Raw genomic sequence first — 26,346 nt, forward strand, 5'->3', positions numbered from 1 at the left:
CCTCCATCTGCCCCAACCTGTCGCCCCGATGGCGTCTCTGGCTGTCGCCAGAAGCAGAAATAAAAACGGCCCCGCTATGGGGCCGTTTGCAACGCCGGATTACAGCATGTAGTCCGCAGGCAGCTCGATGCGGGCGACGCCAGAGGCGACCGCCGCCAGCGCCACGGCGCGGGCAACCCGTGGCAGCAGACGGGCATCCATCGGCTTGGGAATGACGTAATCCTTGCCAAAGGCGAGCTCGCTCACCCCGGCGGCGGTCAGCACTTCGGCCGGCACCGACTCCTTGGCAAGCGCGCGGATCGCCTCGACCGCAGCAATCTTCATGGCATCGTTGATGCGGCTGGCACGGGCGTCGAGCGCACCGCGGAAGATGAAGGGGAAGCAGAGCACGTTGTTGATCTGGTTCGGGTAGTCGGAACGGCCGGTGCCCATGATGAGGTCGCTGCGCACTCCGTGGGCCAGCGCCGGCTTGATCTCCGGGTCCGGGTTGGAGCAGGCAAAGATCACCGGGTTGGGCGCCATCAGGGCGACCGCTTCGGCGGGCAGCACATCGGGGCCTGAAACACCGACAAACACATCCGCCCCTTCGATGACATCCATCAGGGTGCGCAGCGGAGTCTCGTTGGCGAAACGCTGCTTGTACTTGTTGAGATCGCTGCGGCCGGTGTGAATCACCCCCTGACGATCCAGCATGAAGATGTTGTGCGCCCTGGCGCCGCACTTGATCAGCAGATCCATACAGGCGGTGGCGGCAGCCCCCGCCCCCATGCAGACGATGCGGCTGTCACTGATCTGCTTGCCCTGCACTTCCAGCGCATTGAGCAGACCGGCTGCGGTGACGATAGCGGTACCGTGCTGGTCATCATGGAACACCGGAATATCGCAGCGCTCGATCAGCGCCTGTTCAATCTCGAAACACTCCGGCGCCTTGATATCTTCCAGATTGATGCCACCGAAGGTATCGGCGATAGCCGCTACCGTGTCGATGAACTGCTGGCTGGTCTCGTGCTTCACCTCGATGTCGATGGCGTCGATACCGGCGAAGCGCTTGAACAGCAGGGCCTTGCCTTCCATCACCGGCTTGGAGGCCAGCGGCCCCAGATTGCCCAGACCCAGAATGGCGGTGCCGTTGGAGATGACGGCCACCAGATTGCCCTTGCCGGTATAGCGATAGGCATCGGCCGGGTTGGCGGCGATCTCGCGCACCGGCTCGGCAACACCCGGGCTGTAGGCCAGCGCCAGATCACGGGCGGTTTCGGCAGGCTTGGTCAGGGCGATGGCAATTTTGCCCGGTACGGGCTGGGCGTGGTAATCGAGTGCTTCTTGACGCAGATCGGACATGGGGGACCCCGATGTGGTTGGTGCAAATGAGGTGCCGACAGGGGGCACGCAGAAGGGCGGGGATCATAAAAGAAAGCGGTGGGCATGCCCAGCAGATCATGCTGCCGCCAGCCAGATCAGACCAGTTATTTCAGCACCTTACCCCACCCAAAACTACCACTTTAGTTATAGATTCTGCCGTGTGGGATAAAAATGGCGCAAAAAGAGCGGCAAGTTGGCCTTGCCGCCCTTTTTGCCAGTGCTGTAGACCTGACTCAGTTGCCCAGATAGACCGGCAACAGATCTGCCATCGACAGGAAGTGGAACAGCGCGGTCGCCAATCCGAACAGGATCAGCAGCCAGGCCATCAGCTTGCCGCCTGGGGTGACGAAATGGGGGGTGACTTCGCCCCGCTCGGCCCGCGCCCGGGTGCGCAGCACCAGCAATGCCGGGATGATGCAGGTCCAGATGGTGGCGGCGGCACCGGCATAGCCGATGGCCAGCAGGAAGCCGAACGGGAAGAGCAGGGAGAGCACCAACGGCGGCAGGAAGGTGACCGCCCAGGTCTTGCAGCGACCGGCGCGGCTGTTGTCGAACTTGAACAGATCAGCCAGATAGTCGAACACCCCGAGCCCCACCCCGATAAAGGAGGAGAGAATGGCCGCCATGGAGAAGCCGTTGATGGCGCTGGCCACCTTCTCCGATTCGATCACCCCTGAAAGCGCGGAAAGCAGCACACTCACGTCACCCCCCTTGGCAATCACGGGAGCAAAATCCTGACGGGGCAGGTTGCCGAAGATCCCCAACAGCCAGAGTACGTAGAGCGCCAGCGCGATCAGGGTTCCCCCCAGAATGGCCCATCTGGCCTGCTGCTCGTTCTGGTAGTAGGCACGCAGGGAGGCAACAGAGTGGTGATAACCAAACGAGGTGAGCGCCACCGGCAGCATCGCCATGGCATAGGGGGCGTAGCGACTCTCGCTGCCCGCCAGATCGAGCAGGGTCGGCAGCTTGATACTGCCGAGCAGCCCGGCCACCCCGAGGGCGAAACTGAGGATCATGAAGGCGATCAGTACCACCGAAATACGGTCAACAGCGCGAGTCGAGTGCCACACCACCGCAGAGAAGAGCGCCACGAACAGCACGGACGCGAGCTTGCTGTCGATCCCCAGAATGCCCTGCAGGATGGCACCGGAGGAGGTGATATAGGCGTAGAGCAGAATGCCGCCAACAAAGTAGACCGAGAGGTTGTTGAGGAGATTGAGCTTCTCCCCCAGCAGCTCGCGAGTCACGGTATTGAAGGAGACCCGCATGTCGTGGTGCTGGAAGGATTCCAGCAGCATCCAGCCGGAGAGGGTCATCATCACCATGGTGACGGTCAGCGCCAGCACCGACCAGAGGGTCCAGGCCCCCGCCCCCGAACTCGGCAGACCGAGCATGCCAGCTCCCACGCAGACGCTGGCAATGATGCAGGCGCCCCCCAAAATTGACGGTTTTTTCTTCATAATCCCTTCTTTTTCTGACTGATTATCTATCCGCGGTAAACAAGACCGCGGCATGATGCCAGCCTTTGCCATGAGACGCCTACCACTATCTGCCATAACCGGGCATGGCCGCCGCATAAAAAGTGCCCCGAACGGGGCACTCTATCAGCGGGGATGGTGTGAATAGGGGTTAATCCATCACCGGGATACCTGCCCTCGCCTCAGCCTGACGGGCGATGGCCTCGGTCATCCCCTGAAAAATGAAGAGGTGGAACGGCAACATGGCGAGCCAGTAGGCCAACCCCCAGGCGCCCTGCGGGTGCCAGTGAGCTGTGACCCGGATGCGGGTCAGGCCAGATTCCTCCGGCAGGATGTTGAACTCCAGCCGCCCGACGCCCGGGGCCTTCATGTTGAACAAGAGATCGAGCCTGCGCCCCTCATCCACCCCGAGGATCTGCCAAGAGTCGAGCATGTCACCCTTCACGAAGCAATCCGGATTGGTGCGACCACGAGTGCGGGCCGGGCCGCCGATCAGATGATCCATCCATTCGCGCACCACCCACAGCTGGTTCATGTAGAAGTAGCGCTGCTCACCCCCCAGCTGCTGCAACACCTGCCACACCACCTCGGGCGAGGCGAGGCAGATGGCATCGCCGCTGGCGGTGCGGTCGTAGAAACCATATTCGGGATGGCGCCAGCGCAGGCCGAGCGGCGTCTCCTGCCCCTGCTGCTCGGCACCCAGCTTCTGCTCCAGCGCCAGACTCTCCGCCAGCGCCTCGTCGAAGCTGAGCAGGGTCTGTGGCAGCAGGGCACGCAGCGGGCCGTCATCGGCCGGAATATCGTGCTTGAGACCGCCCACCAGCGCCTTGGCCACCGGCTGCGGCACCGAGGTGACAAACTGCAGCCACCAGGCGGAGAGACGCGGACTCAAAAACGGGATGGGAATGATAGGGCAACGCTTGCCGATATGGGCGGCGAACTTCTGCAACTGCTGTTGATAGCTGAGCAGTTCTGGGCCGACCGCATTGAAGATGCGGCCATCCACCTCGTCGGCTTCCACCAGCCCACCCAGATAGTGCAGCAAGTTGGAAAGCGCAATCGGCGGCGTACGCGAGCGCACCCATTTGGGTGTCACCATCAGCGGCAGGTTGAACACCAGATCCCGCATCACCTCGAACGCCGCCGAGCCGGGCCCGACAATGATGCCGGCACGCAGCTCCACCATAGGCACACCGGATTCGCGAAACAGCTCGCCACAGTGGCGGCGGGAGTTGAGATGGCGACTGTTGCAATGCTCCGGCTGGATTGCCCCGAGATAGATGATGCGGCGCACCCCGGCGGCGCGGGCGGCGGCAGCAAAGTTCTTCACCCCCTGCTGCTCCAGCCGGTGAAAATCGGCCCCCGCCCCCATGGCATGCACCAGATAGAAAACGGTATCTATGCCCGCCAGCGCAGGCAGCAAAGTGATGGGCTTGAGGCTGTCGGCGAGGCGAAACTCGACTCCCTCAGGCAAGCGGCAGGGACGGCGCGCCCCGGCAATCACCTTGTAGCCCAGGGTTTGCAGGTGGGGCACCAGATAGGAGCCTATATAGCCCGCCGCTCCCATCACCAGACAATTACGCATGAGTGAAGCCCTCAACATCATTGATGCAAGGGGCGCCAGACAGGAATCCACCATAGCCCGCCACGTCCATCACCAGACAATTTCTCATGTAATTCTCCCTATCCTCACCGATGCCGCTTGTCAGCCAGAGTGCGCCGCGTTACCTGAAAATGTTCAACTACAGCGCCACCATCCAGTCTCTTGCCATCCTGCCACGCCACCACCTTGCAACCTAGTACTAACCACCTCCCTGATTAGTCCGATTTGGTGTTAAGCCCTGCTCACTAACCGGTCGATAACTGACCAGATGTATAGCGCCGAGGGCGAATGTATGCGCATCGATCACTACGACCTCCAGGGGGAGGTGCAATACCGGCAACAACAGGCCCAGAGCCGCAAGGTGCGCAACCTCGGGCCAGTGCCACCCGCCGTCAATCCACCGGAGGGCAACAACACGGCAGTGGCCGGCGAACGCAGCAGCACTCTGACCCTCACCAGCGCCCTGATGCTGCAAACCGCGAGGCAATCAGCCGCCAGCCAGCAAGCGGCAACACCTCCCGCCCCGCCCGCAGCGGAAGTCGGCAAAGAGCAGGATGGCATTCCCGACGATGGGCTGGATAACCGCCAGCGGCTGATCAAGCTGATGATTGAGGCGATGCTGGGCCACGAAATCGAGCTGCCCAAGCCGATCAAGCCCACCGAAGAGGGGGGCGAAGGGGTGACCCAAGGAGAAGCAGCAGCTCAGGCCGCCGAGCCGGATCAACTGGTGGAGGTGACAGACACCCTGCTGCAACAGGAGCAGCTCAACGTGGTGGCATCGGCCAGCGTAGCGACTCGGGATGGTCAGACTATTCAGCTCGATCTCGGCTTTGTGCTCGACTGGCGCCAGCTGGAGGTGAGCCAGCGGCGCACCACCCTCAATGCCCTCAAAGATCCGCTGGTGCTGAGTCTGGATGGCAAGATTGCCGATCTGACCGAGGCACGGGTCACTTTCGATATTGATCAGGATGGCAAAGAGGATAGCCTGCCGGGCTTGAGTGAAGGGAGCGGCTTTGTGGCGCTGGATCGCAATGGCAACGGCACCATAGACGATGGGGGCGAGCTGTTTGGTGCTCGCTCCGGCAATGGCTTCGGCGAGTTGGCCACCCTGGATGAGGATGGCAACGGGGTGCTGGATGAGGACGATAGCCAGTTTTCAGCCCTGCAGTTCTGGCATCCGGATCACGCCCCCATCGCTCTGGTGGAGCTGGGGATCGGCGCCATCCTGCTGCGCCCCCTCGACACCCCCTTCACCCATCTGGGGGAGAGCGGCAATCAGGGGGTGCTGCGCCAATCCGGCCTCTATCTCACTGAACAGGGTAAAGGAGGCTGGGTGCAGCAGATCGATCTGCGGGTCTGAGCCTTGAAATGAAATCACCCATCGGTCGCTGACGATAACTGCCAGCGACCGGCTCCGGTGCCACCATCAACTCAGCTCGGTGGGGTCGATATCCAGACTCCAGCGCACCTTTTTGGTTTCCGGCCAGCCTTCCAGCTCCTTCACCGCCCAATCCAGCAGCTGGGCCAACGGTGCACGATTCGGCCCCTGCACCAGCAACTGCATGCGAAACTTGCCCGCCTTGCGCTCCATGAAGCCGCTGATGGGCCCGAGCACCTGAACGTGGGGATAACGGGCGCTGCGCAGGGTATCGGCGAGGCGGGCGAGGAACAGTTGCACCTCGTCACGGCCGTTGGCCTCGGCGCGGAACAGCCCCTGATAGCTGAAGGGCGGCAGCCCCAGCAGACGGCGTTCTTTCAACGCCGTATCGGCGAAGTGGCCGTAACCGTTCTGGGTCAGATCCTGCAGCAGGGCGTGCTCCGGATGGTGGCTCTGCAGCACCACCAGCCCGGGTTTGCTGGCGCGACCGGCACGGCCCGCCACCTGGGTGTAGAGCTGGGCCAGCTTCTCGGCGGCGCGAAAATCGGCGCTGAACAGGGCACCATCCACATCCAGCAGACCCACTAGCGTCACGTCCGGAAAGTGGTGGCCCTTGGCCAGCATCTGGGTGCCGATCAGGATCTTGTACTTGCCCGCCTTGATGTCGCCGAGATGGGTCTCCAGCTCCCCCTTGCGGCGGGTGTTGTCCCGATCGATGCGCACTACCGGATATTGCGGGAACACTGTGGTAAGCAGCTGTTCCAGCTGTTCGGTGCCCACTCCCGATCCGATCAGCTCGTTGCTGCCACACTCGGGGCAGTGGTGTGGCAACGGGCGCACGCTGTCACAGTGGTGACAGTGCAGCCGTCGTCCGGCCTGATGCCAGGTGTACCAGGCATCGCAACGCTCGCAGGCGGCGCTCCAGCCGCACTGGTGGCAGATCAGAGCCGGGGCATAGCCACGGCGGTTGAGAAACAGCATCACCTGATTGCCCGCCGCCAGATGCTCCGCCATCAGCTGCTCCAGCTGGGGGGAGAGCCCGGCCTGCAGCCGCACGTTCTTGATATCCAGGATCACCTGACGGGCGGTCTGGGCGTTACCGGCGCGCCGCGTCAGGCTGAGGTGGTGATACTTGCCGGTGCGGGCGTTGTGCAGCGTCTCCAGCGACGGGGTAGCCGAGCCAAGCAGGATGGGGATACCGGCACGATGAGCCCGCATCACCGCCAGATCCCGCGCGTGGTAGCGAAAACCGTCCTGCTGCTTGAAAGAGCCGTCGTGCTCTTCGTCGATGATTATGATGCCGAGGTTGTGAAACGGGGTGAACACCGCGGAGCGGGTGCCGATCAGGATGGCGGCGCCGCCGTCGCGGCAGGCGAGCCAGGCGTCGAGCCGCTCCCGATCGTTCATGGCGGAGTTCATCGCTACCACCGGCACGTTGAAGCGGCGGCGGAAGCGGTTGATGGTCTGCGGGGTGAGGCCGATCTCCGGCACCATCACCAGCGCCTGCTTGCCCGCCTTGAGCAAGGGCTCGAGGATGCTCAGGTAGACCTCGGTCTTGCCGGAACCTGTGATGCCATCGAGCAGGAAGGCACCGAACTTGTCGCTCTGGCTGGTAACGGCAGAGACGGCCAGCGCCTGCTCGCCGTTGAGGCGCAGCCCCTCCCCCGGTTCAAAACGGGCGGCCCAGTCGCCGTCATGGCTTGGCTCCAGCGAGCGCTTCTCCAGCAGCCCCTTCTTCTCCAGCGCGGTGAGAGCTGCGCTCTGGATCTCCTCCTGCTTGAGGGCGGAAGGTGTCTGCGGCCCCTTGCGCAACAAGGCGAGCGCTTGCTGCTGCTTTGCCGCCCGCTTGAGCTCGTTAAGGTCGATGGCCATGCCAGCCTCGGTAGCAAACCAGAACTCCAGCTCTCGATAAGCAGCTGGCTCCCCCTTGCGCACCAGCACTGGCAGGGCGTGAGGCAACACCTCACCCAGCGGATGCTGGTAGTAGCTGGCGCTCCAGTTCATCAGCGCCAGAATATCCGGCCCCAGCACCGGCGTCGCATCGAGTACACGCTTGATGGGCTTGAGCTTGTTGCGGGGCACCTGGCTGTCGGCCGGATGTTCCACCACCAGCCCGACCAGGGTCTGGGGACCGAAAGGGATCTCGACCCGGCAACCGGGGGCAGGTAACGGCAGGGGAGAGAGATAGTCGAAGTGACGGCGTAACGGTACCGGGACAGCGACACGAACCAGATCCAGCGTTTGGGAAGAATTCACCAGGGGTTGCCTATTTTTTCTGCGAAGCCACTTGCCTGATCTCAGGCATTTCCTATATTATTCGCAGCCTTTGAAACTGTGTTCAACAATCGTGTGGTGTCCGACAAGAGATCGGATGGCGACACGGCCTATTAATTGAGGTTGTCCATGAAAGCTGGTATCCATCCTGACTACGTAGCCATCACCGCCAAGTGCTCTTGCGGTAACATCATCAACACTTTCTCTACCATCGGTAAAGATCTGAACCTGGACGTGTGCTCCGAGTGCCACCCGTTCTACACCGGCAAGCAGAAAGAAGTTTCTAGCGGCGGCCGCGTAGACAAGTTCAACAAGCGTTTCGGTGCGATGACCACCAAGAAGTAATTTTACTTCTGAAGAATTCTGAAAAAGGCGCCCAATGGGCGCCTTTTTCATTGTCTTTGTCCCGTCCTGAATATGGTTTACCCCTTTCCCGCAGCCAGACGCTCTCGCATCTACTGGCCAAACCCTTTGGAACGACGCAAATAGACATAGCCCTCACCCGGGCTACCCCAGCGCGGGCTCCCTGCGTTGTCATAGGCACGATCCAGCAGTCTGACGCTGTCGGGGCCAATCCAGATATGCTGCACCAGCGTCGTGGCACCACCAAAATCGGTGGAGCAGTGGCCCACCCGGGTGTGACCGGCATATTCGCCGGAGGGAGTGCGTGTCAGCCAGATCTCGCAACCGTGGCGCAAGGAGAGCTGCTGTGGGGTCAGGCTGTCGAGCAGGGCGGGATCATGCCAGGCACCGGCAAAATCGGTAGCCCGAGGCATGGTCAGCTCTGCCATCAGGATCCGCCCGTCAGGGGCGGGTGAGAAGCGATAAATACGCTGGCGAAAGGGGCGGATGGAGCGCATGCTCAGATACTGCTCGGCATAGACCCAGCGATAGCCCTGATAGCCAGGCCAGATCTCCATCAGGCGCAGCTCGGCACTGGTAAAGCGGCTGTCGTAACTGGCCTGCTCCCGGCTCGTAAAGGCCCCGTTGAACCAGCTGAGTAGCGGCTCCATACCGGGCTTGAGTGGGGTAGCCTGAGGCGCCGGCCCTGCCAACACCAGACAGGAACAGAGCAGCCCGAATACGGCCACCAGCAACTTTGCCATCGAATCCTTCCGAATCATCATAGTGGCGGCGATTATATGAGCGAATTACCCCAATAACAGCCATTACGATCAAATCATTGCCACTCTGGTGCAAAAACCTCACAAGGATGCCAGTCCGCTCACTAAACCCGATATTTTGCCACCGCTTTGTTGAGCAGCTGGGCCTGCTCGTTGAGACCCTCGCTGGATCTCGCATTTTCCTCCGCCATGATGCTCGACTCCTGGGCGATGTCGCGGATGTTGTTGACGTTGCGGTTCACCTCGTTGGCCACCAGACTCTGCTGTTCGATGGCTGCCGCAATCTGGGTGCTCATATCCATGATGTGGGTAACATCCTGAGTGATCTGCCCCAGCAACTCCCCTGCAGTACTGGCCTGATCCGAGCTGCGGTTGCCCTGCTCGCGGCAGGTCGCCATCACCTCGACGATGCTGCCGGTCTGTTTCTGCAGCGAGCTAATGATGCCGGCAATCTCTTGGGTCGATTTCTGGGTACGGATGGCCAGATTGCGCACCTCATCGGCCACCACCGCAAAGCCGCGCCCCTGATCCCCTGCCCTGGCTGCTTCAATGGCCGCATTGAGGGCCAGCAGGTTAGTCTGCTCGGCAATACCACGGATCACGTCGAGCACGGAGCCGATTGTCTCGCTCTCTTTTTGCAGCTGGCTCACCTCGCGGGATGAGCTCTCCAGATTGTCCGCCAGCGAGCGGATCTGCTCGACAGTATTCTCGACCGCAGCCCGCCCCTCCATCGCCTTGTTGTTGGTTGCCTGTGCATTGTTGGCCGCCTGCTCGGTGTTGCGGGCGATCTCTTCGATGGTGGAGCCCATCTCGGTGGACGCGGTCGCCACCATATCGGTCTCCTGCAGCTGGCGCGCCGCCCCTTCACTGGTGCGCTTGACGTTGGCCGAGAGGTGATCCGCCGCTTCGGTCAGGGTGTGCACGCTCTGCTTCACATCGCCGATCAGATCGCGAAACCCGCCCAGCATTACGTCGAGATTGCCTGCCAGCTGGGCCATTTCATCTGCCCCGCGCAGATCTATCTTCAGGCGCAGGTCATTATCCTGACGAATGCGGTTGACGGTATCATTCACCTGAGTAATGGGACGGTCGATGCTGCGCCCCAGCAACACGCTCATAATGCCGATCAGCACCACAATCACCCCGCCACAGACCAGCATCAGGCTGTTGAGGCGAGCGCTCTGCCGCTCCAGCTCAGCGACAATGTGCTGATCGACGGCGGCAAACCCCTGTTCGGTCTGATGCACCAGATCCCGCATCTGGTTGCGCAGCCCTTCATCCTCTTTCAGCCCCAGTACCTGCATCCCCTGCACCAACGCCACAAAGTCCTGCCGGTACTGCTTGCTGGCCTGCTCCAGCTTGCCGCGATCCGCCTCCGGCAAAGTGGCAAGACTATCCTGAAAACTCTTGTGCAAGGTCTCGAAACGCTCCAGATACTGGATATCGGAGCGCAGCATGAAGTCTTTCTCCGCCCGCCTCAGTTGCAGCATGGTGATGAGCAGCCCCTGCTGATCCAGCTGCTTGAGCCCATTCTCCACCTCATGCACCGCCGCCCTCAGCTTGCCATAGAGCCCCTCCTCAGGCCCCAGACCAATCTTCTGCTGCTGGGCCACCAGATCATTGAAGGCTTTGCCATAACCGCTGATCTGCTGATCCAGTCTGGTCAGCTCCCCCTCGACGGCCGCCAGATTGTCATCAGTCAGCAGCTCCCGGTTGTGCTGGTGAAAATCTGACAGCCCCTGATTGAAGCGCTCGACGAAGGTCATATCCTTGCGGATCAGAAAATCCTTCTCGGCCCGCCGCAGGTTGAGCATGGCGATCTCCAGCTGGTCGATATTACGTTGGGCTTCGGTCAGATGACGGTGCACCTGGCTGGAGTAGATAAACAGGCCGCTCAGTACCAGCATGGCAACGGCAACCAGCACGGTATTCAGGATCAACTTATGACGGATAAGCACGATGGACCTCTCGCAAACTGGCAGTGAACTGCATTGAGCTTATGCAGAAAAGCGGCGACAGGTGATCTGTGCAAGGAATATTCATTGAAATGCCACACCCACTCCTTATACTGGTTGCACCTGTTTCCAGCCGTGGATTTGACACTATGGAATACAATACTTCTGAACTGTGCGACATCTATCAGGACATGGTGGATGTGCTTGAACCCATGCTCTGCTCCTTCGGCGGCCGCGCCTCTTTCGGCGGCGTCATCACCACCGTCAAATGCTTCGAATCGAATGGCCTGATCCGTGAACTCGTCAAAGAGAACGGACTGGGACGCGTCTTGCTGATCGATGGCGGTGGCTCCATGCGCCGAGCTCTGATCGACAGCGACATCGCCACCACGGCGGCAGAGAACGATTGGGAAGGGATTGTCTGCTACGGCTGCGTCCGCGAAGTCGATATTCTGGAAGATCTGGATATCGGTATTCAGGCACTGGCAGCCATTCCGGTCGGTGCCGACAGCAAGGATGTAGGGGAGACCGATCTGCCGGTCAACTTCGGTGGCGTGACCTTCCTGCCTGACGACCACCTCTACGCCGATACCACAGGGGTGATCCTCTCCCCCGAGGCACTCGACATCGAGTAAGCCACAAACAGAGTGACGACGGGAGCCTTGGCTCCCGTTTTTTATGCCTGCAACTTGCTGAAAAATGACAAAAAAAGAGGGCCAGATAAACTGGCCCTTAACTGGAAGCAATGTGAGCAATGTCGTGCCTTCACAAGAAGTCCATCACGTTGGAACGAATGAAGTCTTTCCCGGAAAACAAGTTAACAATAATCATTCTCATTTAACTAGGCAAGCGCTATTTGCAGAAAGTGCAAAAAAATTGACCACCGCGAAGGGTGGTCAATCTGGTCAGGCTTGCCGGGTGGCCGTTTGCAGGCTGGATAATCCGGCCTCGCCCACCAGCTTGCGGCTGAGGTAGCGCAGCAAGACACCGTAGAGCGGCACGAACAAACCAAGGCTTATCAGCAACTTGAATACGTAATCGACGGTTGCGATCTCGACCCAGTGCTCTGCCATGAAAGGATCTGTGGTGCGCCAGAAGGCCACACTGAAGAAAGCGATGGTATCGACCAGATTACCGAACAGGGTGGAGGCCGCAGGTGCAATCCACCACTGCTTGAGCAGACGCAGGCGGTTGAACACCACCACATCCATGAACTGCCCTACCAGATAGGCCATAAAGCTGGCCAGCGCGATACGCGCCACGAACAGGTTGAATTCGGCCAGATGACCAACGCCCTGGAAGCTCCCTTCGAAGAAGAGAACGGAGAGCGCATAGGAGACCGCCAGCGCTGGCAGCATCACGGTCTGGATAATCTTGCGTGCCAGACCAGCACCGAAGATCCGCACCGTCAGGTCGGTCGCCAGGAAGATAAATGGGAAGCTGAACGCACCCCAGGTGGTGTGGAAGCCAAACACGGTGATCGGCAGCTGCACCAGATAGTTGCTGCTGGCAATGATCAGGATGTGGAACAACGACAGGCGAACGAGCGCCGTTTGGTACTGCGCAGGGGTCAGATTCATCTTGTGACCTTTTTGGTTAATGGGGTTAGGGAACCCATATCGCCACCATTGGCGATAATCGAGGGGCAGGATTATACGCCCCAAAACCGATAGTTCAATCTTTATGCGATTACACTTGTCCAGGTTGGCCAGCCGCAGAGCTAGCCTTGCAGGCGATAGTCACACCTTGTGCTGTCTGGCGAGCCAGAGCAGTGCCTCCCGATCCACCGGGCGCACCGCCTCCAGCCAGCAGCCGCTGTAGTGTTCATACTCCAGCCGAAACTGGCTCTCTTCAAACTCCAGCAACCAGCTATGGCGGTCGGCCCCCGCATCCTGCTCGAGCGGCTGCAGCTCCCACTCTCGCAACAAGACCTGCGCCAACAGCGGAAACGTGTCCCAGTCGAGTGCAGGGCAATCCAGCGTCACCACGCCAGCTTCGTTATCTACCTGTTTGATTTGCCAACTCATTCCCTGTCTCTCAGCTGCTGCAGGAGAGCTCACCACCGCAATACCATGCCGGATTCGGGGTGGCGAGATCCTCATATTCGGGTTGTTCATCATAGGGGCGCAGCAAGGCGGCGAACAGCCGCTCGAAAGGCCGCATATCCCCTGCGTCGGCGGCGTCGATTACCTGCTGGGCCAGCGCATTGCGCAGCACATACTTGGGATTGATGGCATCCATCTGCGCCTTGCGCACGGCATCCTCGCTGCCTTCGCGCATTAGCCGCGCCCGATAGCGCTCCAGCCACGCCTGCCAACCCAGTGGTTCAGGCAACAGGGCCAGCAGAGACGCAGGCCACGCCCCCTCTTGCGTCACCTCACCGAGACGGCGAAGGAACAGGTGGTAATCCACCTTGTGGGCCGCCAGCAACCGGAACAGCTCGCGGAACAGAGCCGGGTCATCCTCCTCCCACATCGCCAACCCGAGTTTGGCCCGCATCAGTTCGGAGTAGTGCAGCATCAGCTGCTGTTCGTACTGGGCCAACGCAGCAGCCAGCGCATCACAGTCTACATGGCCAGCCAGCGCCTGCGCCAGTTTTTGCAGATTCCAGTAACCGACCGCGGGCTGCTGATCCAGCGCGTAACGGCCCGCCGGATCCGAGTGGTTGCAGACAAAATCGGGCACATAGGCATCGATAAAGCCGTATGGCCCGTAATCCAGCGTCAGGCCGAGCAGCGACATGTTGTCGGTGTTCATCACCCCGTGACAGAACCCCACCGCCTGCCATTTGGCAATCAACCGCGCGGTGCGGCGCACAACCTCAGCAAACAGTTCGGCACCACTCTCCTGTTCGGGGAAGTGGTGGCGCAGCAGATAGTCGATGAGTGGCGGGATCTTCTCCCCCTGCCCGCTCCAGGCGAAATACTCGATATGACCGAAGCGCAGATGGCTGGGGGCGGTGCGCAGCACAGTCGCCCCAGTCTCAACCTGCTCGCGATAAACGGGCTCCTGACTCCCCACCAATACCAGCGCCCGGGTGGTCGGGATGCCGAGAGCATGGAGCGCTTCGGAGGCGAGATATTCGCGGATGCTGGAGCGCAGCACGGCGCGGCCGTCGCCAAAGCGGGAAAACGGCGTCTTTCCTGCCCCCTTCAGGTGCAGATCCCAGCGCTGACCATCCGGCGCCAGCTGCTCACCCAGCAACAACGCGCGACCATCCCCAAGCCGCGGGCTATAACCCCCGAACTGATGGCCGGCATAGACCTGCGCTACCGGCTGCATACCGGGCAGCACTTTTCCCTCACCACAACAGGCGATCCAGTCAGCCTCGCTGACGCCTCCCAATCCCAGCTCATCCAGCAAAGTCCGGTTGAGATGAAGCAACCGGGGTTGCTGCAGCGGCTGGGGGACCACGGGTTCACAGGCCCAAGGCAGCTCGGTCGCAAAAGTGTTGATCAACTTCATGGTTGTGCCATTCGTCCCTGCGTATGCTCGTGTCACTCTTTATACTGCCGTCAGCCATGCTTGTGCTCACTGGCAACCATCATTTTTCAATTCAAGGAGAAGAAGATGCAAAAATGGGTATATGCCCTGCCCTTGCTGGCACTGGCGTGGGGTCATCAGGCCAAGGCTGCAGATATCGAGGCAGGCAAGGCCAAGGCGGCGGTCTGTGCCGCCTGTCACGGCGTAGAAGGCAAGGCGATGATCCCCAACTATCCCCATCTGGCGGGTCAGAATGCCGCCTATCTGGTGAAACAGTTGAAAGCGTTCAAGGATGGCACTCGCAAAGAGCCCTTGATGGACCCCTTCATGGCGCCGCTGACCGATGCGGATATCGACAATCTGGCGGCCTTCTACGCCAGCCTGAAATAACCTCGCGTCTGACCCCAGGTTCTTCCGAGCCGCGCTTACCGTGGTCGATTAGGCTGCCTAATCGACCCTAACGACGGCAGTAGTCGATGATCAGGTCCATAAAGGCTTCGCCAAAACGTTCCAGCTTGCGGTGACCGACACCGTTGATGGCCAGCATCTCGTCCTCGGTCATCGGCATCAGCTGTGCCATCTCCACCAGGGTCGCATCGTTGAACACCACGTAGGGCGGCACCTCTTCATCCTCGGCAATCTGCTTGCGCAGACCGCGCAGCTCCTTGAACAACCGCTTGTCATAGTTGGCATTGTCGAGCAGACCGTTGCGCTTCTCCTTGCGGCTGGAGATAGGCTGCAGGCGGGGTACCGCCAGTTCCAGCTTCACATCGCCACGCAGTACCGGACGGGCCGCTTCGGTCAACTGCAGCACCAGATTGCGAGTGATGTTCTGAGTCAGCAGCCCCTTGTGGATCAGCTGGCGGATCACGCTCATCCAGTATTCGTGGCTCTGATCCTTGCCGATGCCATAGGTCGACAGCTTGTCATGGCCGTGATCCTTGATGCGCTGGTTGAGGGAACCGCGCAGCACCTCCACCACATAACCCACCCCGAAATTCTGCCCCACCCGCCAGACGCAGGAGAGCGCCTTCTGGGCATCTTCGGTGCCGTCATAACTTTTGGGCGGATCGAGACAGATATCGCAGTTGCCGCATGGCTTGTCGTTGTACTCGCCGAAATAGTTGAGCAGCACCTGACGACGGCAGGTCTGCGCCTCGGCAAACGCCGCCATCACGTTGAGCTTGTACTGCTCCACCTGCAACTGCTGCGGGTTCTCGATGTTGTCGAGCAGGCGGCGCACCCGGCCGATATCGGCGGGATCGTAGAGCAGCAGCGCCTCGGCGGGGGTGCCATCGCGACCGGCGCGGCCGGTCTCCTGATAGTAGGATTCAATGTTCTTCGGAATGTCGTAGTGCACCACGAAGCGCACGTTGGGCTTGTCGATGCCCATACCGAACGCCACCGTTGCCACCACTATCTCGATATCATCCTTGAGGAAAGCATCCTGGGTCTGCTGACGCTGCTCGAGCGGCAGCCCCGCATGATAGGGCGCGGCCTTGCAGCCGTGGCGGGATAACCGCTCGGCCACCTCCTCCACCCGGTTGCGACTGGAGCAGTAGACGATGCCGCAGTTGCCCTTCTGGCTCTGCACGTAACGCAGCAGCTGCTCGGCCGCCTTGAACTTCTCCACCAGGCTGTAGCGGATATTGGGGCGATCGAAGCTGGCAGTGTGAATAAAGGGATCGTTGAGCTCCAAACGGTGCAGCATGTCGCTGCGGGTCGCCTCGTCGGCAGTGGCGGTCAGTGCTACCACCGGCACCTGCGGGAACCACTGCTTGAGTCGCCCCAGCGCCGCATACTCAGGCCGGAAATCGTGGCCCCACTGGGAGACACAGTGCGCCTCGTCGATGGCGAACAGCCCGAGCGGCAGCTCGGCCAGCCGATCCATAAACTCGTGCTGCAACAGTCGTTCGGGGGAGACATAGACCAGCTTGATCTCGCCGCGGCGCATGGCGGCGAAGTTCTGGATCATCTCCTCCCGACTGAGGGCCGAGTTGATGTAGACCGCCGCCACACCGTTGGCGCGCAGGCTGTCGACCTGATCCTTCATCAGCGAAATAAGGGGAGAGACCACCACACCGAGCCCGGGCCGCAGCAGTGCCGGGATCTGATAGCAGAGCGACTTGCCGCCGCCAGTGGGCTTGAGCACCAGTGCATCGCGCCCCGCGACGATCTGCTCGATGATTTCGAGCTGACCCGGCCGAAACTGCTGATAGCCGAAGACCGCCTGCAGCAGGGCAAGCGGACTCTCTGGCTGAGGATCTGGCAGGGTTTCGGCAATCGCGGTCATGGGCTCTCCTTTGGGGTCGCCATTCTAAAGCAGCCGCCGCCCACAATAAACCTGCCATTGCGACTGTTAAGGAACTGTTGCAGACTGGCTGGAGTTTTTACTCGGCTTTGATGACAAGGATTGGGATCAGAGAATGAAACAGATGCTCAAGAAGATGGCGCTCAGTGGCATTGCCAACCTGTTTGCCGAGAAGATGCCCTTCAACAAGCTGATCGGCATGCAGGTGACCCACTACGACTTCGACAAGGTGGAACTGCGCATCAAGATGGACGACAAGCTGATCGGCAACCCCTTCCACAACATCCTGCATGGCGGCGTCACCGCCACGCTGCTGGATGTGGCGGGCGGCATGATCGTCGCCGCTTCCTGCATCGACGAGCTGGAGGAGTTCTCCCCCAGCTATCTCAAGGAGCGCTTCGCCCGCCTAGGCACCATCGATCTGCGGGTGGATTACCTGCGCCCGGGACGCGGCAACGAGTTTATCGCCACCGCCCACATCATCCGGGCTGGCAGCAAGGTGGCCGTCGCCCGGATGGAGCTGCACAACGAAGAGGGCACCCACATCGCCTTCGGCACAGGAACCTATCTGGTGGGTTGAACCAAGTTAGTGCATAAAAACCACGCGGCTAATCCACTTTTAATCATTAGATTCCTTACCCCCTCTGGCCGAACAAGGTCCATACTGATAGTCGGGATTGTGTGCAGAGGGAGGATTGCAGGCGATGAGTGCGAAACTGGCCATCAAACCATCCAGAGCCTTGTTGACACAGCTCGAGTCCATGCTCGACGAGGTGCAGACACCCGAGTGTCGCCACTGGTTGGAACAGGAGCTTGAGGGGTATTCTCTCTCCTCACCCCTGCCTTGGTATCGCATCGTTCCCTGTCGGCAACGCGGTCACTTTCTGGATCTGAAAACGGGAAAATATTTGACCTGTCACATCAACAGTCAAACGCTATGCCAACGCGATCTGGCCCAAATTCAGTTCATTTATGCCCGTGAACCCGCCGCCCACTATTTGCTGCAACGCAATTCCGGTATTGAACCCTGGCCAGAACAGCTGCTGGAAGATTATCAGGAGCAGTTGATCCCCGGCCATTTATGCCTGCAAGCCTGGCATGAGCCCGTGATTTCATTACGTGCACAACTGATGGAGGGAATAGAACATTTCATTAGTGAGTACCCCAAGCACGCGGCCTTGCTGCCTCAACACAGTTTCAAGGCTTTGCGGCATCAGCACTGGCATATCTGAGTAAGCGCCTGGCGCGCAAGGAGGGCACCATAGACAAGACCCATAGCGAGATTGCCACAATCTAGAGTGCCGGAGTCAGGATCAGACTCCACCGATGGGCCACCGAACGGTGGCCCTTTTAATGTCTGTGGTCTTGCTTCGACCCTGCATACTGCAAGTCAGATCACTTGGCCAGGTAACAGGTCAGCAGCTAATGAAAAGCCGAGTAACTGGAAGGGAAATGCAAAAAGGCCACTCTATTGAGCGGCCTTTTCAAATTTGGTCGGTGTGAGAGGATTCGAACCTCCGACCCCTTCGTCCCGAACGAAGTGCGCTACCAAGCTGCGCTACACACCGATGTCTGCGGGACGGGAATTTACCGAAAGCCCCGACCTGACACAAGCCTTTTTTGCATTTTGCAGGAAAAAAAGTGCTGTTCGCTCAACTATTCAGCACTCTTTTCATCCGTTTACCGGGCTGCAGCCAGCTGGTGACATTCCGGTAACCGACTGTCAGGCCAGGCGCAGGGATGCCGGTCCCAGCAGACGGCGCTGCCAGTCAGCCACAGTGCCATGCTCCAGCCAGTCGGCTGCATGCTGGCGCCAGTTGGGCGAGAGAGCCGGATTCTCCAGCAGCATCAGCAGATCCGCTTCATTGCGCACCTGATTGAACAGGATATCCGCCGTGCGCTTCACCGTCAGTTCGGGATAGGGTCTGTCTACCAGCTCCATGGCCGTGTCAGGCGCGATCATGCCCTCCTCCAGCACCCGCAGCAGCCAGCCACAACGGCCACCCAGCTGCATCACCTGCGACATCTGGCCATAGCCAAAGCGCTGGTTGAGCTTGAAGCAGGGGGATCTTGGCTGACTTATCTGGATCAGCGCCTCGCCGAGTCGATAGACATCGCCAATGCATGCCTGTGCCTCGGTCAGCCCGAGACCGGAGAGGTTCTCGCCAAAGGCGGCAGGTTGCCAGGCTGTACGTGGCGCAGGCAAGCTCAGCGCGGTTTGCCAGGTCTGCCACCAGAGATAGTGATCGGCCGGATAGTAGTGGAGCGCCCGATCCGGGCCACCGTGGTGGCGCAGGTCACACTGCTCATCCCCTTCCAGACCGGCAAAGGTACAGCGAACTGGTGCAGAGATCGGTTGCTTGTGAATGGCACTGGTGAGGCCGGGCACCAGCTCGGTGCCACGACCGCTAAAAAGGGAGATCCGCATACTCATCCTCCAGGTTGACGAGAGTAGGCGGATCTTATCATGCCGTCAGACCACGGCCTGCATCTGGGTGGTCATGGCGATCTCGGCGCGACGGCGCTTCTCCGCCCTGGCCATCAGATACCAGCTGCCGAAGGTAAAGAGCGATACCGACAGCAGGATCAGGCTGGCTACAGCGTTGATCTCGGGTTTCACCCCGAGCCGTACCGCCGAGAAGACCTCCATCGGCAAGGTAGTGGAGCCCGGGCCGGAGACGAAGCTCGCCAGCACCAGATCATCCAGCGACAGGGCAAACGACATCATGCCGCCTGCCGCCAGCGAGGGGGCAATCATCGGGATGGTGATCAGGAAGAACACCTTCCACGGCTTGGCGCCAAGATCCATCGCCGCCTCCTCGATGGAGAGATCAAGCTCCCGCAACCGCGCCGACACCACGATCGCCACATAGGCGGTACAGAAGGTAGTGTGGGCGATCCAGATGGTCAGCATGCCCCGCTCGGCGGGCCAGCCCACCAGCTGGGCCATCGCCACGAACAGCAGCAGCAGCGACAGACCGGTGATCACCTCGGGCATCACCAGCGGCGCCGTCACCATGCCGCCGAACAGGGTGCGACCACGGAAGTGGGGAATTCGGGTCAGCACGAAGGCTGCCACCGTCCCCAGCGCCACCGCGGCGATCGCGGTGTAGAAGGCGATCTCCAGCGAGCGGAACACAGACCCGATCAGCTGCTTGTTGTCGAGCAGGCCGAAATACCACTTGAGCGACCAACCGCCCCAGACCGTCACCAGCTTGGAGGCGTTGAAGGAGTAGATCACCATGATGATCATGGGCAGGTAGATAAACAGCAGCCCCAGCCAGAGCATCAGTTTGGCAAAACCGAAACGCTTCATCATGCCTTGCCCTCCAGCTCTTTGGCCTGGTTACGGTTGAAGAGGATGATCGGAATGATCAGCACCGCCAGCATCACCACCGCCAGTGCAGAGGCAACCGGCCAGTCGCGGTTGTTGAAGAACTCCTGCCACAGCACCTTGCCGATCATCAGGGTCTCCGGGCCGCCCAGCATTTCCGGAATAACGAACTCCCCCACCACCGGAATAAACACCAGCATGCAGCCGGCGATAATGCCGTTTTTGGAGAGCGGCACCGTGATCTGCCAGAAACGAGTCAGGTTGCGGGCCCCCAGGTCAGAAGCAGCCTCCAGCAGGCTCTGATCGTGTTTGACCAGATTGGCGTAGAGCGGCAGCACCATGAACGGCAGATAGGAGTAAACGATGCCGATATAGACCGCCAGGTTGGTGTTGAGGATCTGCAGCGGTTCGTCGATCACCCCGATCCCCAGCAAGACGCTGTTGAGCAGGCCGTTGTTGCTGAGGATCCCCATCCACGCATAGACCCGGATCAGAATGGCGGTCCAGGTCGGCATCATGATCAGCAGCAGCAGAACGGTCTGGGTCTCCTTGTTGGCCCGAGCGATGGAGTAGGCCATCGGATAGCCAATCAGCAGGCAGAGCAAAGTGCTGACGAAGGCCATCTTGAGGGAGCCCAGATAGGCCGCGATATAGAGCTCATCCTCCTGCAGCAGCAGGTAGTTGCCCATATTGAGCAGGATGGTGAGCTGATTGTCGGCCCAGCTCACCACGTCGGTGTAGGGCGGGATCGCCACATCCGCTTCCGCAAAACTGATCTTCACCACGATGACGAAGGGCAGCAGGAAGAAGAGGAACAGCCAGAAGAAGGGGATGCCAATCACCAGTCGGCGCCCCCCGACCCGCTTCAGTCGTTGCAAGAACTTCATGATTGCAGCACCACGCCGCTGTCATCTTCCCAGTAGAGGAACACCTGGTCATCCCAGGTTGGCCGCTTGCCGTGGCGTTCGGCATTGGCGATGAAAGCCTGAACGATTTTGCCCGAGGGCAGCTGGATGTGATAAACCGAGTGACCGCCCAGATAGGCGATGTCATAGACCTCCCCCTTGGTCCAGTTGAAGTCCGGGTGCTCGATCTCCTCCGGTTTTTGCAGACTCATCAGCAGTTTTTCCGGCCGCAGGGCGTAGGTCACCTTCTTGTTTTCGGCGCGGGAGCTGATGCCGTGGCCCACATAGATGGGCTGCTCCAGATCGGCGCAGGCGATGGTGGCGTGGTCCTGCTCATCCTCCACCAGCAGGCCGTCAAACAGGTTGACGTTGCCGATGAACTCGCACACCAGCCGACTGGCCGGAGTCTCGTAGATATCCATCGGGCTGCCGATCTGCTCGATGCAGCCGAGGTGCATGATGGCGATCCGCTCCGCCATAGTCATGGCCTCTTCCTGATCGTGGGTCACCATGACGCAGGTAACCCCGACCCGCTCGATGATCTCAACCAGCTCCAGTTGCATCTTGGAACGCAGCTTCTTGTCGAGCGCCCCCATGGGTTCATCCAGCAGCAGCAACTTGGGACGCTTGGCTAGCGAGCGAGCCAACGCCACCCGCTGACGCTGGCCACCGGAGAGCTGATGCGGTTTGCGACGGGCATACTGGGTCATCTGCACCAGCTTGAGCATCTCCTCCACCCGGGCATCGATCTCGGCCTTGGGCAGGCCATCCTGCTTGAGGCCAAAGGCGATGTTCTGGGCCACCGTCATATGGGGGAACAGGGCGTAGGACTGGAACATCATGTTGATGGGGCGTTCATAGGGGGGCATGTCGGTGATGTCGACCCCGTCGAGGAACAGCCGCCCCTCGGTCGGGCGTTCGAAACCGGCCAGCATCCGCAGCAGGGTCGATTTGCCGGAACCGGACCCGCCGAGCAGGGCGAAAATCTCCCCCTTGTGAATATTGAGAGATACGTTATCGACCGCCAGCGTTTCGTCGAACTGCTTGCTTACCCGATCAATTTTCACCAGCACTTCTTTGCGCTGCTGACTGCCCTCGAGGGCTTTCTTGTAGGCACTGGAGGCTATCGCCATTACCAAACTCCCCAACGTGATACCGGCCTTGCGGCCGATCCATAAAAGCGATTTGGCGCCCCCGAACGGGCACCAAGGTTAGGTACCGGACTTGATCTTGGTCCAACTCCGGGTGATTAGACGCTGTACCGAGCGGGGATGTGCTTCCTGCACATAGAGTCGCTCCAGCACGGCTTGAGGGGGATATACCTCCTCATTGTTGCGCACCGCCTCATCCATAAACTCGCCCGCCCTTGAGTTGGGATTCGCGTAGCCCACATAGTCGCTGACCTTGGCGATCACTTCGGGCTGCAGGACGTAGTTGATGAGAGCGTGCGCCTCTTTGACATTGGTGGCATCGGACGGGATCGCCATCATGTCGAACCAGAGATTGCCCCCCTCTTTCGGAATGCTGTAGGCAATTTTCACCCCCTTGCCAGCTTCATCGGCGCGGGCAGCGGCTTGCAGGATGTCGCCGGAAAAACCGGCTGCCACGCAGATGTCGCCATTGGCGAGATCGCCGATGTATTTGGAGGAGTGGAAGTAGGCCACATAGGGCCGCACCTTGAGCAGCAGCGCCTCGGCCTGCTTGATATCCCCCGTCGCATGACTGTTGGGATCGAGCCCGAGGTAGTTGAGGGCAGCAGGGATCATCTCGTCGGCAGAGTCGAGGAAGGCGACGCCGCAGCGAGAGAGCTTCGCCATATTTTCTGGTTCGAAGATGGTGGCCCAGGAGTCAATCTTGTCGACCCCCAGCACCGCCTTGATTTTGTCGACGTTGTAGCCGATGCCGTTGGTCCCCCACAGATAGGGCACCGCGTACTGATGACCCGGATCCACCTTGTCGAGCTGCTTGAGCAGCACGGGATCCAGGTTGGCCAGATTGGGCAGCAGGGATTTGTCCAGTTTCTGGAAGGCTCCCGCCTTGATCTGCTTGGCCAGGAAATTATTGGAGGGCACCACCAGATCGTAACCGGTCCGCCCCGTCAGCAACTTGCCTTCCAGGGTCTCGTTGGAGTCAAACACGTCATAGACGGTCTTGATCCCGGTCGCCTGCTGGAAATCGCTGAGGGTAGTCTCGCCGATATAGTCAGACCAGTTGTAGAAGTGCAGCACAGGGGCAGCCTGGGCCACATTCGCCAATCCCATGGTCAGCGCTATGGTTAGCAATCTGGTTGTATTCACGGTGTCAGTTCTCCTGTTTCAGTGGTTGACCGTCTGCGCATCCATTCGCGCGGCCCATCCGGATGGATGGCATCACTACCCTCCCGGCCGAACTGCGGACCGGGAGGGGCATTCGTTACTTACTTGCCGGACTTGATCTTGGTCCAGCTGCGGGTCATCAGACGCTGCACCTTGGCCGGCAGATCCGGGAAGGTGTAGATCTTCTGCAGGGTAGCCGCATCAGGGTAGATACCCGGATCGGTGCGGATCGCCTCATCCACCAGCGGAGTCGCCGCCTTGTTGCCGTTCGGGAACTGCACCACGTTGGTGATGTTGGCGATCACCTCAGGCTTCATCAGGTAGTTGATGAAGGTGTGGGCCGCCTCGACGTTCTTGGCATCCGCCGGAATGGCGATCATGTCAAAGAAGCTGCCTGCCCCCTCTTTCGGAATGGTGTAGGTGAGCGCGACGCCATTCTTGGCCTCGGCTGCCCGCGCCTTGGACTGCTGCAAGTCACCGGAGTAACCGACCGCGACGCAGAGGTTGCCGTTGGCCAGATCCGAGATGTACTTGGAGGAGTGGAAATAGGCGGTATAGGGACGGATGGAGAGGAACAGCTCCTCAGCCTTCTTCAGCTCTGCCGGTTTCTGGCTATCCGGTTTGAAGCCCAGATATTGCAGGGCAGCCGGCAGCATTTCGGTCGGTGAATCGAGGAAGGAGACGCCACACTCTTTCAACTTGGCCATGTTCTCCGGCTTGAACACCAGATCCCAGGAGTTGACCGGGGCATCAGCCCCCAGCACGGCTTTAACCTTCTCGGCGTTGTAGGCATAGCCGATGGTGCCCCACAGATAGGGGATGGAGTACTGGTTGCCCGGATCGCTCGGCTCGAGCGCCTTGAGCAGGTCGACATCCATGTTTTGCCAGTTGGAGAGCTTGGACTTGTCCAGTTTCTGGAACACGCCCGCCTTGATCTGCTTGGCCAGGAAGGGGTTGGATGGCACCACGATGTCGTAGCCCGAACTACCCGCCAGCAACTTGGCTTCCAGTACCTCGTTACTGTCGAACACGTCATAGACCACCTTGATCCCCGTCTCCTTCTGGAAGTTATCCAGGGTATCCGGCGCTATGTAGTCGCTCCAGTTGTAGACGTGCAGCACCTTCTCTTCAGCCATTGCTCCGGCACTTGCCATGACCAGAGCCACAGAGGCAGCGATCACTCCTGTTTTGAAAGACATCATCCTTGTCTCCTAAGCAAATTGTATGCGCATGCCAACCTGCCCGACCTGCCTCAACCCTTCAGCTTTGCGGCTGTCAGATCCAGACTGCGCCTGGCCAGATCGACCAATTCATCAACCTGTTCCTCGGTGATGACCAAGGGGGGCGATATGATCATGGTATCGCCTACCGCCCTCATCACCAAGCCATTGTTAAAGCAGAACTCCCGGCAAGTCATCCCCGCATTTGCCTGAGCCGGGAAACGCCGGTTGGTCTGCTTGTCCTCAACGATTTCCAGCGCGGCGACCAATCCTTTGCCACGGGTTTCTCCCACCAGCGGATGATCGGCCAGCTCCGCCCAGCGGCGCTGCAAATAGGGGCCGATAGTATCATGCACTCGCTTAACTATGCTCTCTTTCTGCATAAGCTGGATATTGGCCACCGCCACGGCGCAGGAGACCGGATGACCCGAGTAGGTGAAGCCGTGGTTGAACTCGCCCCCCTCCTCCACCAGCCCCTTGGCAACCCGGTCACTGACCATCACAGCGCCGAGCGGCAGATAACCGGAGGTGATCCCCTTGGCCAGACACATCAGGTCCGGCTTGATGCCAAACCCTTCGCTGGCAAACCAGTGGCCGGTACGGCCAAAGCCGCAGATCACCTCGTCGGCGATCAGCAGGATGCCGTAGTGATCGCAGATGCGCTGGATCTCCGGCCAGTAGCTGTCAGGCGGAATGATGACGCCGCCCGCCCCCTGGATCGGCTCGCCGATAAAGGCAGCCACCTTGTCCACCCCCAGCTCCAGAATCTTCTGCTCCAGCTGACGGGCCCGCTCCAGCCCGAACTCGTGGGCGTTCATCCCCTGCCCCTCACCGAAGTGGTAGGGCTGATCGATGTGCACTATGCCGGGAATGGGCAGTCCGCCCTGGGCATGCATCCCCTTCATGCCACCCAGACTCGCCCCCGCCACGGTGGAGCCGTGATAGGCGTTATGGCGACTGATGATCACCTGTTTGTTAGGCTGACCCTTGCTGGCCCAGTAGTGGCGCACCATCCGCAGCACGGTATCGTTGCACTCGGAGCCGGAGCCGGTGAAGAAGACGTGGTTGAGATGGGCTGGCGTCACCTCGGCCAGCAGGGTCGCCAGCTCGATCACCGGCGGGTGAGCGGTCTGGAAGAACAGGTTGTAGTAGGGCAACTGCTGCATCTGGCGGGTAGCGGCATCCACCAGCTCCTGGCGGCCATAGCCCATATTGACGCACCACAGGCCCGCCATGCCGTCGAGAATGCGTTTGCCCTCGGAATCTTCCAGATAGACACCGCTGGCTTTGGTAATGATGCGCGAGCCCTTCTTGTTCAGGGCCTGAAAGTCGGTAAAGGGGTGCAGGTGGTGGCTGGCATCCAGTTGTTGCCACTCACGGGTTGTCTGCTGCATTTGTTGCTCCTCGGTTCCTTCGATTTAGCAAGATTCAGTCGTCAAATAGTCAGGTGAGTCGGCACGTTCGCAGCCACAGTCACTCACGGCGTGTCTGCTGCATTCGTTACTCCCCTGCGCCTTCGATTTGGCAAGATTCAATCGTTAATCAATCCAGGTGGCAGCGCTCTTTCGGCCACAACCACTCACAGGTGGCAGCCGCCACCTGAC

General features: G+C 60.0%; 23 protein-coding genes and 1 tRNA gene. 6 read left to right on the forward strand and 18 right to left on the reverse strand.

All coding sequences use genetic code 11. The features are described from left to right. Positions 1–99 precede the first annotated feature (99 nt). The 3 genes from AB5Y76_RS10635 to AB5Y76_RS10645 form a co-directional block, all read right to left on the reverse strand. Entirely contained in the window at positions 100–1,341 is a 1,242-nt protein-coding gene (locus AB5Y76_RS10635; RefSeq protein ID WP_263717997.1) for a malic enzyme-like NAD(P)-binding protein, read from the reverse strand. Between the two features lie 254 nt (positions 1,342–1,595). Beyond that, positions 1,596–2,822, reverse strand: a complete 1,227-nt coding sequence (locus tag AB5Y76_RS10640; RefSeq protein ID WP_159162701.1) for an aromatic amino acid transporter — start codon at positions 2,820–2,822, stop codon at positions 1,596–1,598. Between the two features lie 169 nt (positions 2,823–2,991). Continuing rightward, complete coding sequence (locus AB5Y76_RS10645; RefSeq protein ID WP_263717996.1) at positions 2,992–4,425, reverse strand: SDR family oxidoreductase; 1,434 nt, start codon at positions 4,423–4,425, stop codon at positions 2,992–2,994. Between the two features lie 286 nt (positions 4,426–4,711). On the opposite strand from AB5Y76_RS10645, the gene AB5Y76_RS10650 reads away from it, so the two are divergent. Beyond that, entirely contained in the window at positions 4,712–5,803 is a 1,092-nt protein-coding gene (locus AB5Y76_RS10650) for a hypothetical protein (RefSeq protein ID WP_263717995.1), read from the forward strand. Positions 5,804–5,869: 66 nt separating this feature from the next. Here AB5Y76_RS10650 and priA read toward each other — a convergent pair whose 3' ends face one another. Further along, a complete protein-coding gene (gene priA / locus AB5Y76_RS10655) occupies positions 5,870–8,077 on the reverse strand; it encodes a primosomal protein N' (protein WP_263717994.1) in 2,208 nt (735 codons plus the stop codon). A 147-nt stretch (positions 8,078–8,224) separates the two neighbouring features. Between priA and rpmE the strand changes: the two genes are divergently transcribed. Then, positions 8,225–8,440 carry a 50S ribosomal protein L31 gene (gene rpmE / locus AB5Y76_RS10660; protein ID WP_368177723.1) on the forward strand — a complete coding sequence of 72 codons (216 nt, stop codon included), beginning with the start codon at positions 8,225–8,227 and terminating at the stop codon, positions 8,438–8,440. A 110-nt stretch (positions 8,441–8,550) separates the two neighbouring features. Here rpmE and AB5Y76_RS10665 read toward each other — a convergent pair whose 3' ends face one another. Both AB5Y76_RS10665 and AB5Y76_RS10670 read right to left on the reverse strand, forming a co-directional pair. After that, a complete protein-coding gene (locus AB5Y76_RS10665) occupies positions 8,551–9,201 on the reverse strand; it encodes a chromophore lyase CpcT/CpeT (RefSeq protein ID WP_064339158.1) in 651 nt (216 codons plus the stop codon). Positions 9,202–9,323: 122 nt separating this feature from the next. After that, positions 9,324–11,177 carry a methyl-accepting chemotaxis protein gene (locus AB5Y76_RS10670; RefSeq protein ID WP_263717993.1) on the reverse strand — a complete coding sequence of 618 codons (1,854 nt, stop codon included), beginning with the start codon at positions 11,175–11,177 and terminating at the stop codon, positions 9,324–9,326. Between the two features lie 146 nt (positions 11,178–11,323). On the opposite strand from AB5Y76_RS10670, the gene rraA reads away from it, so the two are divergent. Then, positions 11,324–11,809 (forward strand): ribonuclease E activity regulator RraA, encoded by a 486-nt coding sequence (rraA, locus tag AB5Y76_RS10675; protein ID WP_005340678.1) that lies wholly within the window; start codon positions 11,324–11,326, stop codon positions 11,807–11,809. 270 nt (positions 11,810–12,079) lie between these two features. On the opposite strand, the gene AB5Y76_RS10680 is transcribed toward rraA, so the two are convergent. From AB5Y76_RS10680 to AB5Y76_RS10690, 3 genes are all read right to left on the reverse strand, one after another. Then, complete coding sequence (locus AB5Y76_RS10680) at positions 12,080–12,754, reverse strand: 7-cyano-7-deazaguanine/7-aminomethyl-7-deazaguanine transporter (protein ID WP_005340680.1); 675 nt, start codon at positions 12,752–12,754, stop codon at positions 12,080–12,082. 159 nt (positions 12,755–12,913) lie between these two features. After that, positions 12,914–13,201: a DUF3630 family protein gene (locus tag AB5Y76_RS10685; RefSeq protein ID WP_263717992.1), complete on the reverse strand. Its 288-nt coding sequence runs from the start codon at positions 13,199–13,201 to the stop codon at positions 12,914–12,916. A 10-nt stretch (positions 13,202–13,211) separates the two neighbouring features. Beyond that, a complete protein-coding gene (locus AB5Y76_RS10690; protein WP_263717991.1) occupies positions 13,212–14,639 on the reverse strand; it encodes a YdiU family protein in 1,428 nt (475 codons plus the stop codon). A 105-nt stretch (positions 14,640–14,744) separates the two neighbouring features. Here AB5Y76_RS10690 and AB5Y76_RS10695 point away from each other — a divergent pair, with 105 nt between their 5' ends. Continuing rightward, positions 14,745–15,047 carry a cytochrome c gene (locus AB5Y76_RS10695; RefSeq protein WP_005340687.1) on the forward strand — a complete coding sequence of 101 codons (303 nt, stop codon included), beginning with the start codon at positions 14,745–14,747 and terminating at the stop codon, positions 15,045–15,047. A gap of 67 nt (positions 15,048–15,114) precedes the next feature. Here AB5Y76_RS10695 and recQ read toward each other — a convergent pair whose 3' ends face one another. Further along, positions 15,115–16,950 (reverse strand): ATP-dependent DNA helicase RecQ, encoded by a 1,836-nt coding sequence (recQ, locus tag AB5Y76_RS10700; protein WP_005355462.1) that lies wholly within the window; start codon positions 16,948–16,950, stop codon positions 15,115–15,117. 133 nt (positions 16,951–17,083) lie between these two features. On the opposite strand from recQ, the gene AB5Y76_RS10705 reads away from it, so the two are divergent. Together AB5Y76_RS10705 and AB5Y76_RS10710 are read left to right on the forward strand one after the other, a co-directional pair. Beyond that, a complete protein-coding gene (locus AB5Y76_RS10705; protein ID WP_042054246.1) occupies positions 17,084–17,548 on the forward strand; it encodes a thioesterase family protein in 465 nt (154 codons plus the stop codon). A 124-nt stretch (positions 17,549–17,672) separates the two neighbouring features. Then, positions 17,673–18,200 (forward strand): hypothetical protein, encoded by a 528-nt coding sequence (locus tag AB5Y76_RS10710; RefSeq protein ID WP_005356927.1) that lies wholly within the window; start codon positions 17,673–17,675, stop codon positions 18,198–18,200. 259 nt (positions 18,201–18,459) lie between these two features. On the opposite strand, the gene AB5Y76_RS10715 is transcribed toward AB5Y76_RS10710, so the two are convergent. From AB5Y76_RS10715 to AB5Y76_RS10750, 8 genes are all read right to left on the reverse strand, one after another. After that, a tRNA-Pro gene (locus AB5Y76_RS10715) sits at positions 18,460–18,536 on the reverse strand. 155 nt (positions 18,537–18,691) lie between these two features. Beyond that, the gene (locus tag AB5Y76_RS10720; RefSeq protein ID WP_263717989.1) at positions 18,692–19,396 is read right to left on the reverse strand and encodes an MOSC domain-containing protein; all 705 of its coding nucleotides are present in this window, start codon (positions 19,394–19,396) and stop codon (positions 18,692–18,694) included. Between the two features lie 45 nt (positions 19,397–19,441). Then, a complete protein-coding gene (locus AB5Y76_RS10725) occupies positions 19,442–20,284 on the reverse strand; it encodes an ABC transporter permease subunit (protein ID WP_041202837.1) in 843 nt (280 codons plus the stop codon). After that, positions 20,284–21,189, reverse strand: a complete 906-nt coding sequence (locus AB5Y76_RS10730; protein ID WP_005340703.1) for an ABC transporter permease subunit — start codon at positions 21,187–21,189, stop codon at positions 20,284–20,286. Before AB5Y76_RS10730 ends, AB5Y76_RS10725 begins: the two co-directional genes overlap by 1 nt. Next, positions 21,186–22,340, reverse strand: a complete 1,155-nt coding sequence (potA, locus tag AB5Y76_RS10735; RefSeq protein ID WP_005340704.1) for a polyamine ABC transporter ATP-binding protein — start codon at positions 22,338–22,340, stop codon at positions 21,186–21,188. The genes AB5Y76_RS10730 and potA overlap by 4 nt, the downstream gene beginning before the upstream one ends. Positions 22,341–22,418: 78 nt before the next feature. Continuing rightward, on the reverse strand, positions 22,419–23,504 hold the full coding sequence (locus tag AB5Y76_RS10740) for a polyamine ABC transporter substrate-binding protein (protein ID WP_005355476.1): 1,086 nt from the start codon (positions 23,502–23,504) through the stop codon (positions 22,419–22,421). A 119-nt stretch (positions 23,505–23,623) separates the two neighbouring features. Then, entirely contained in the window at positions 23,624–24,721 is a 1,098-nt protein-coding gene (locus tag AB5Y76_RS10745; protein WP_005340709.1) for an extracellular solute-binding protein, read from the reverse strand. Between the two features lie 53 nt (positions 24,722–24,774). Continuing rightward, entirely contained in the window at positions 24,775–26,136 is a 1,362-nt protein-coding gene (locus tag AB5Y76_RS10750) for an aspartate aminotransferase family protein (RefSeq protein ID WP_263717988.1), read from the reverse strand. Positions 26,137–26,346 lie beyond the last annotated feature (210 nt).

The organism is Aeromonas sp. R1-2, from assembly GCF_040908505.1.
Classification (GTDB): domain Bacteria; phylum Pseudomonadota; class Gammaproteobacteria; order Enterobacterales; family Aeromonadaceae; genus Aeromonas; species Aeromonas veronii.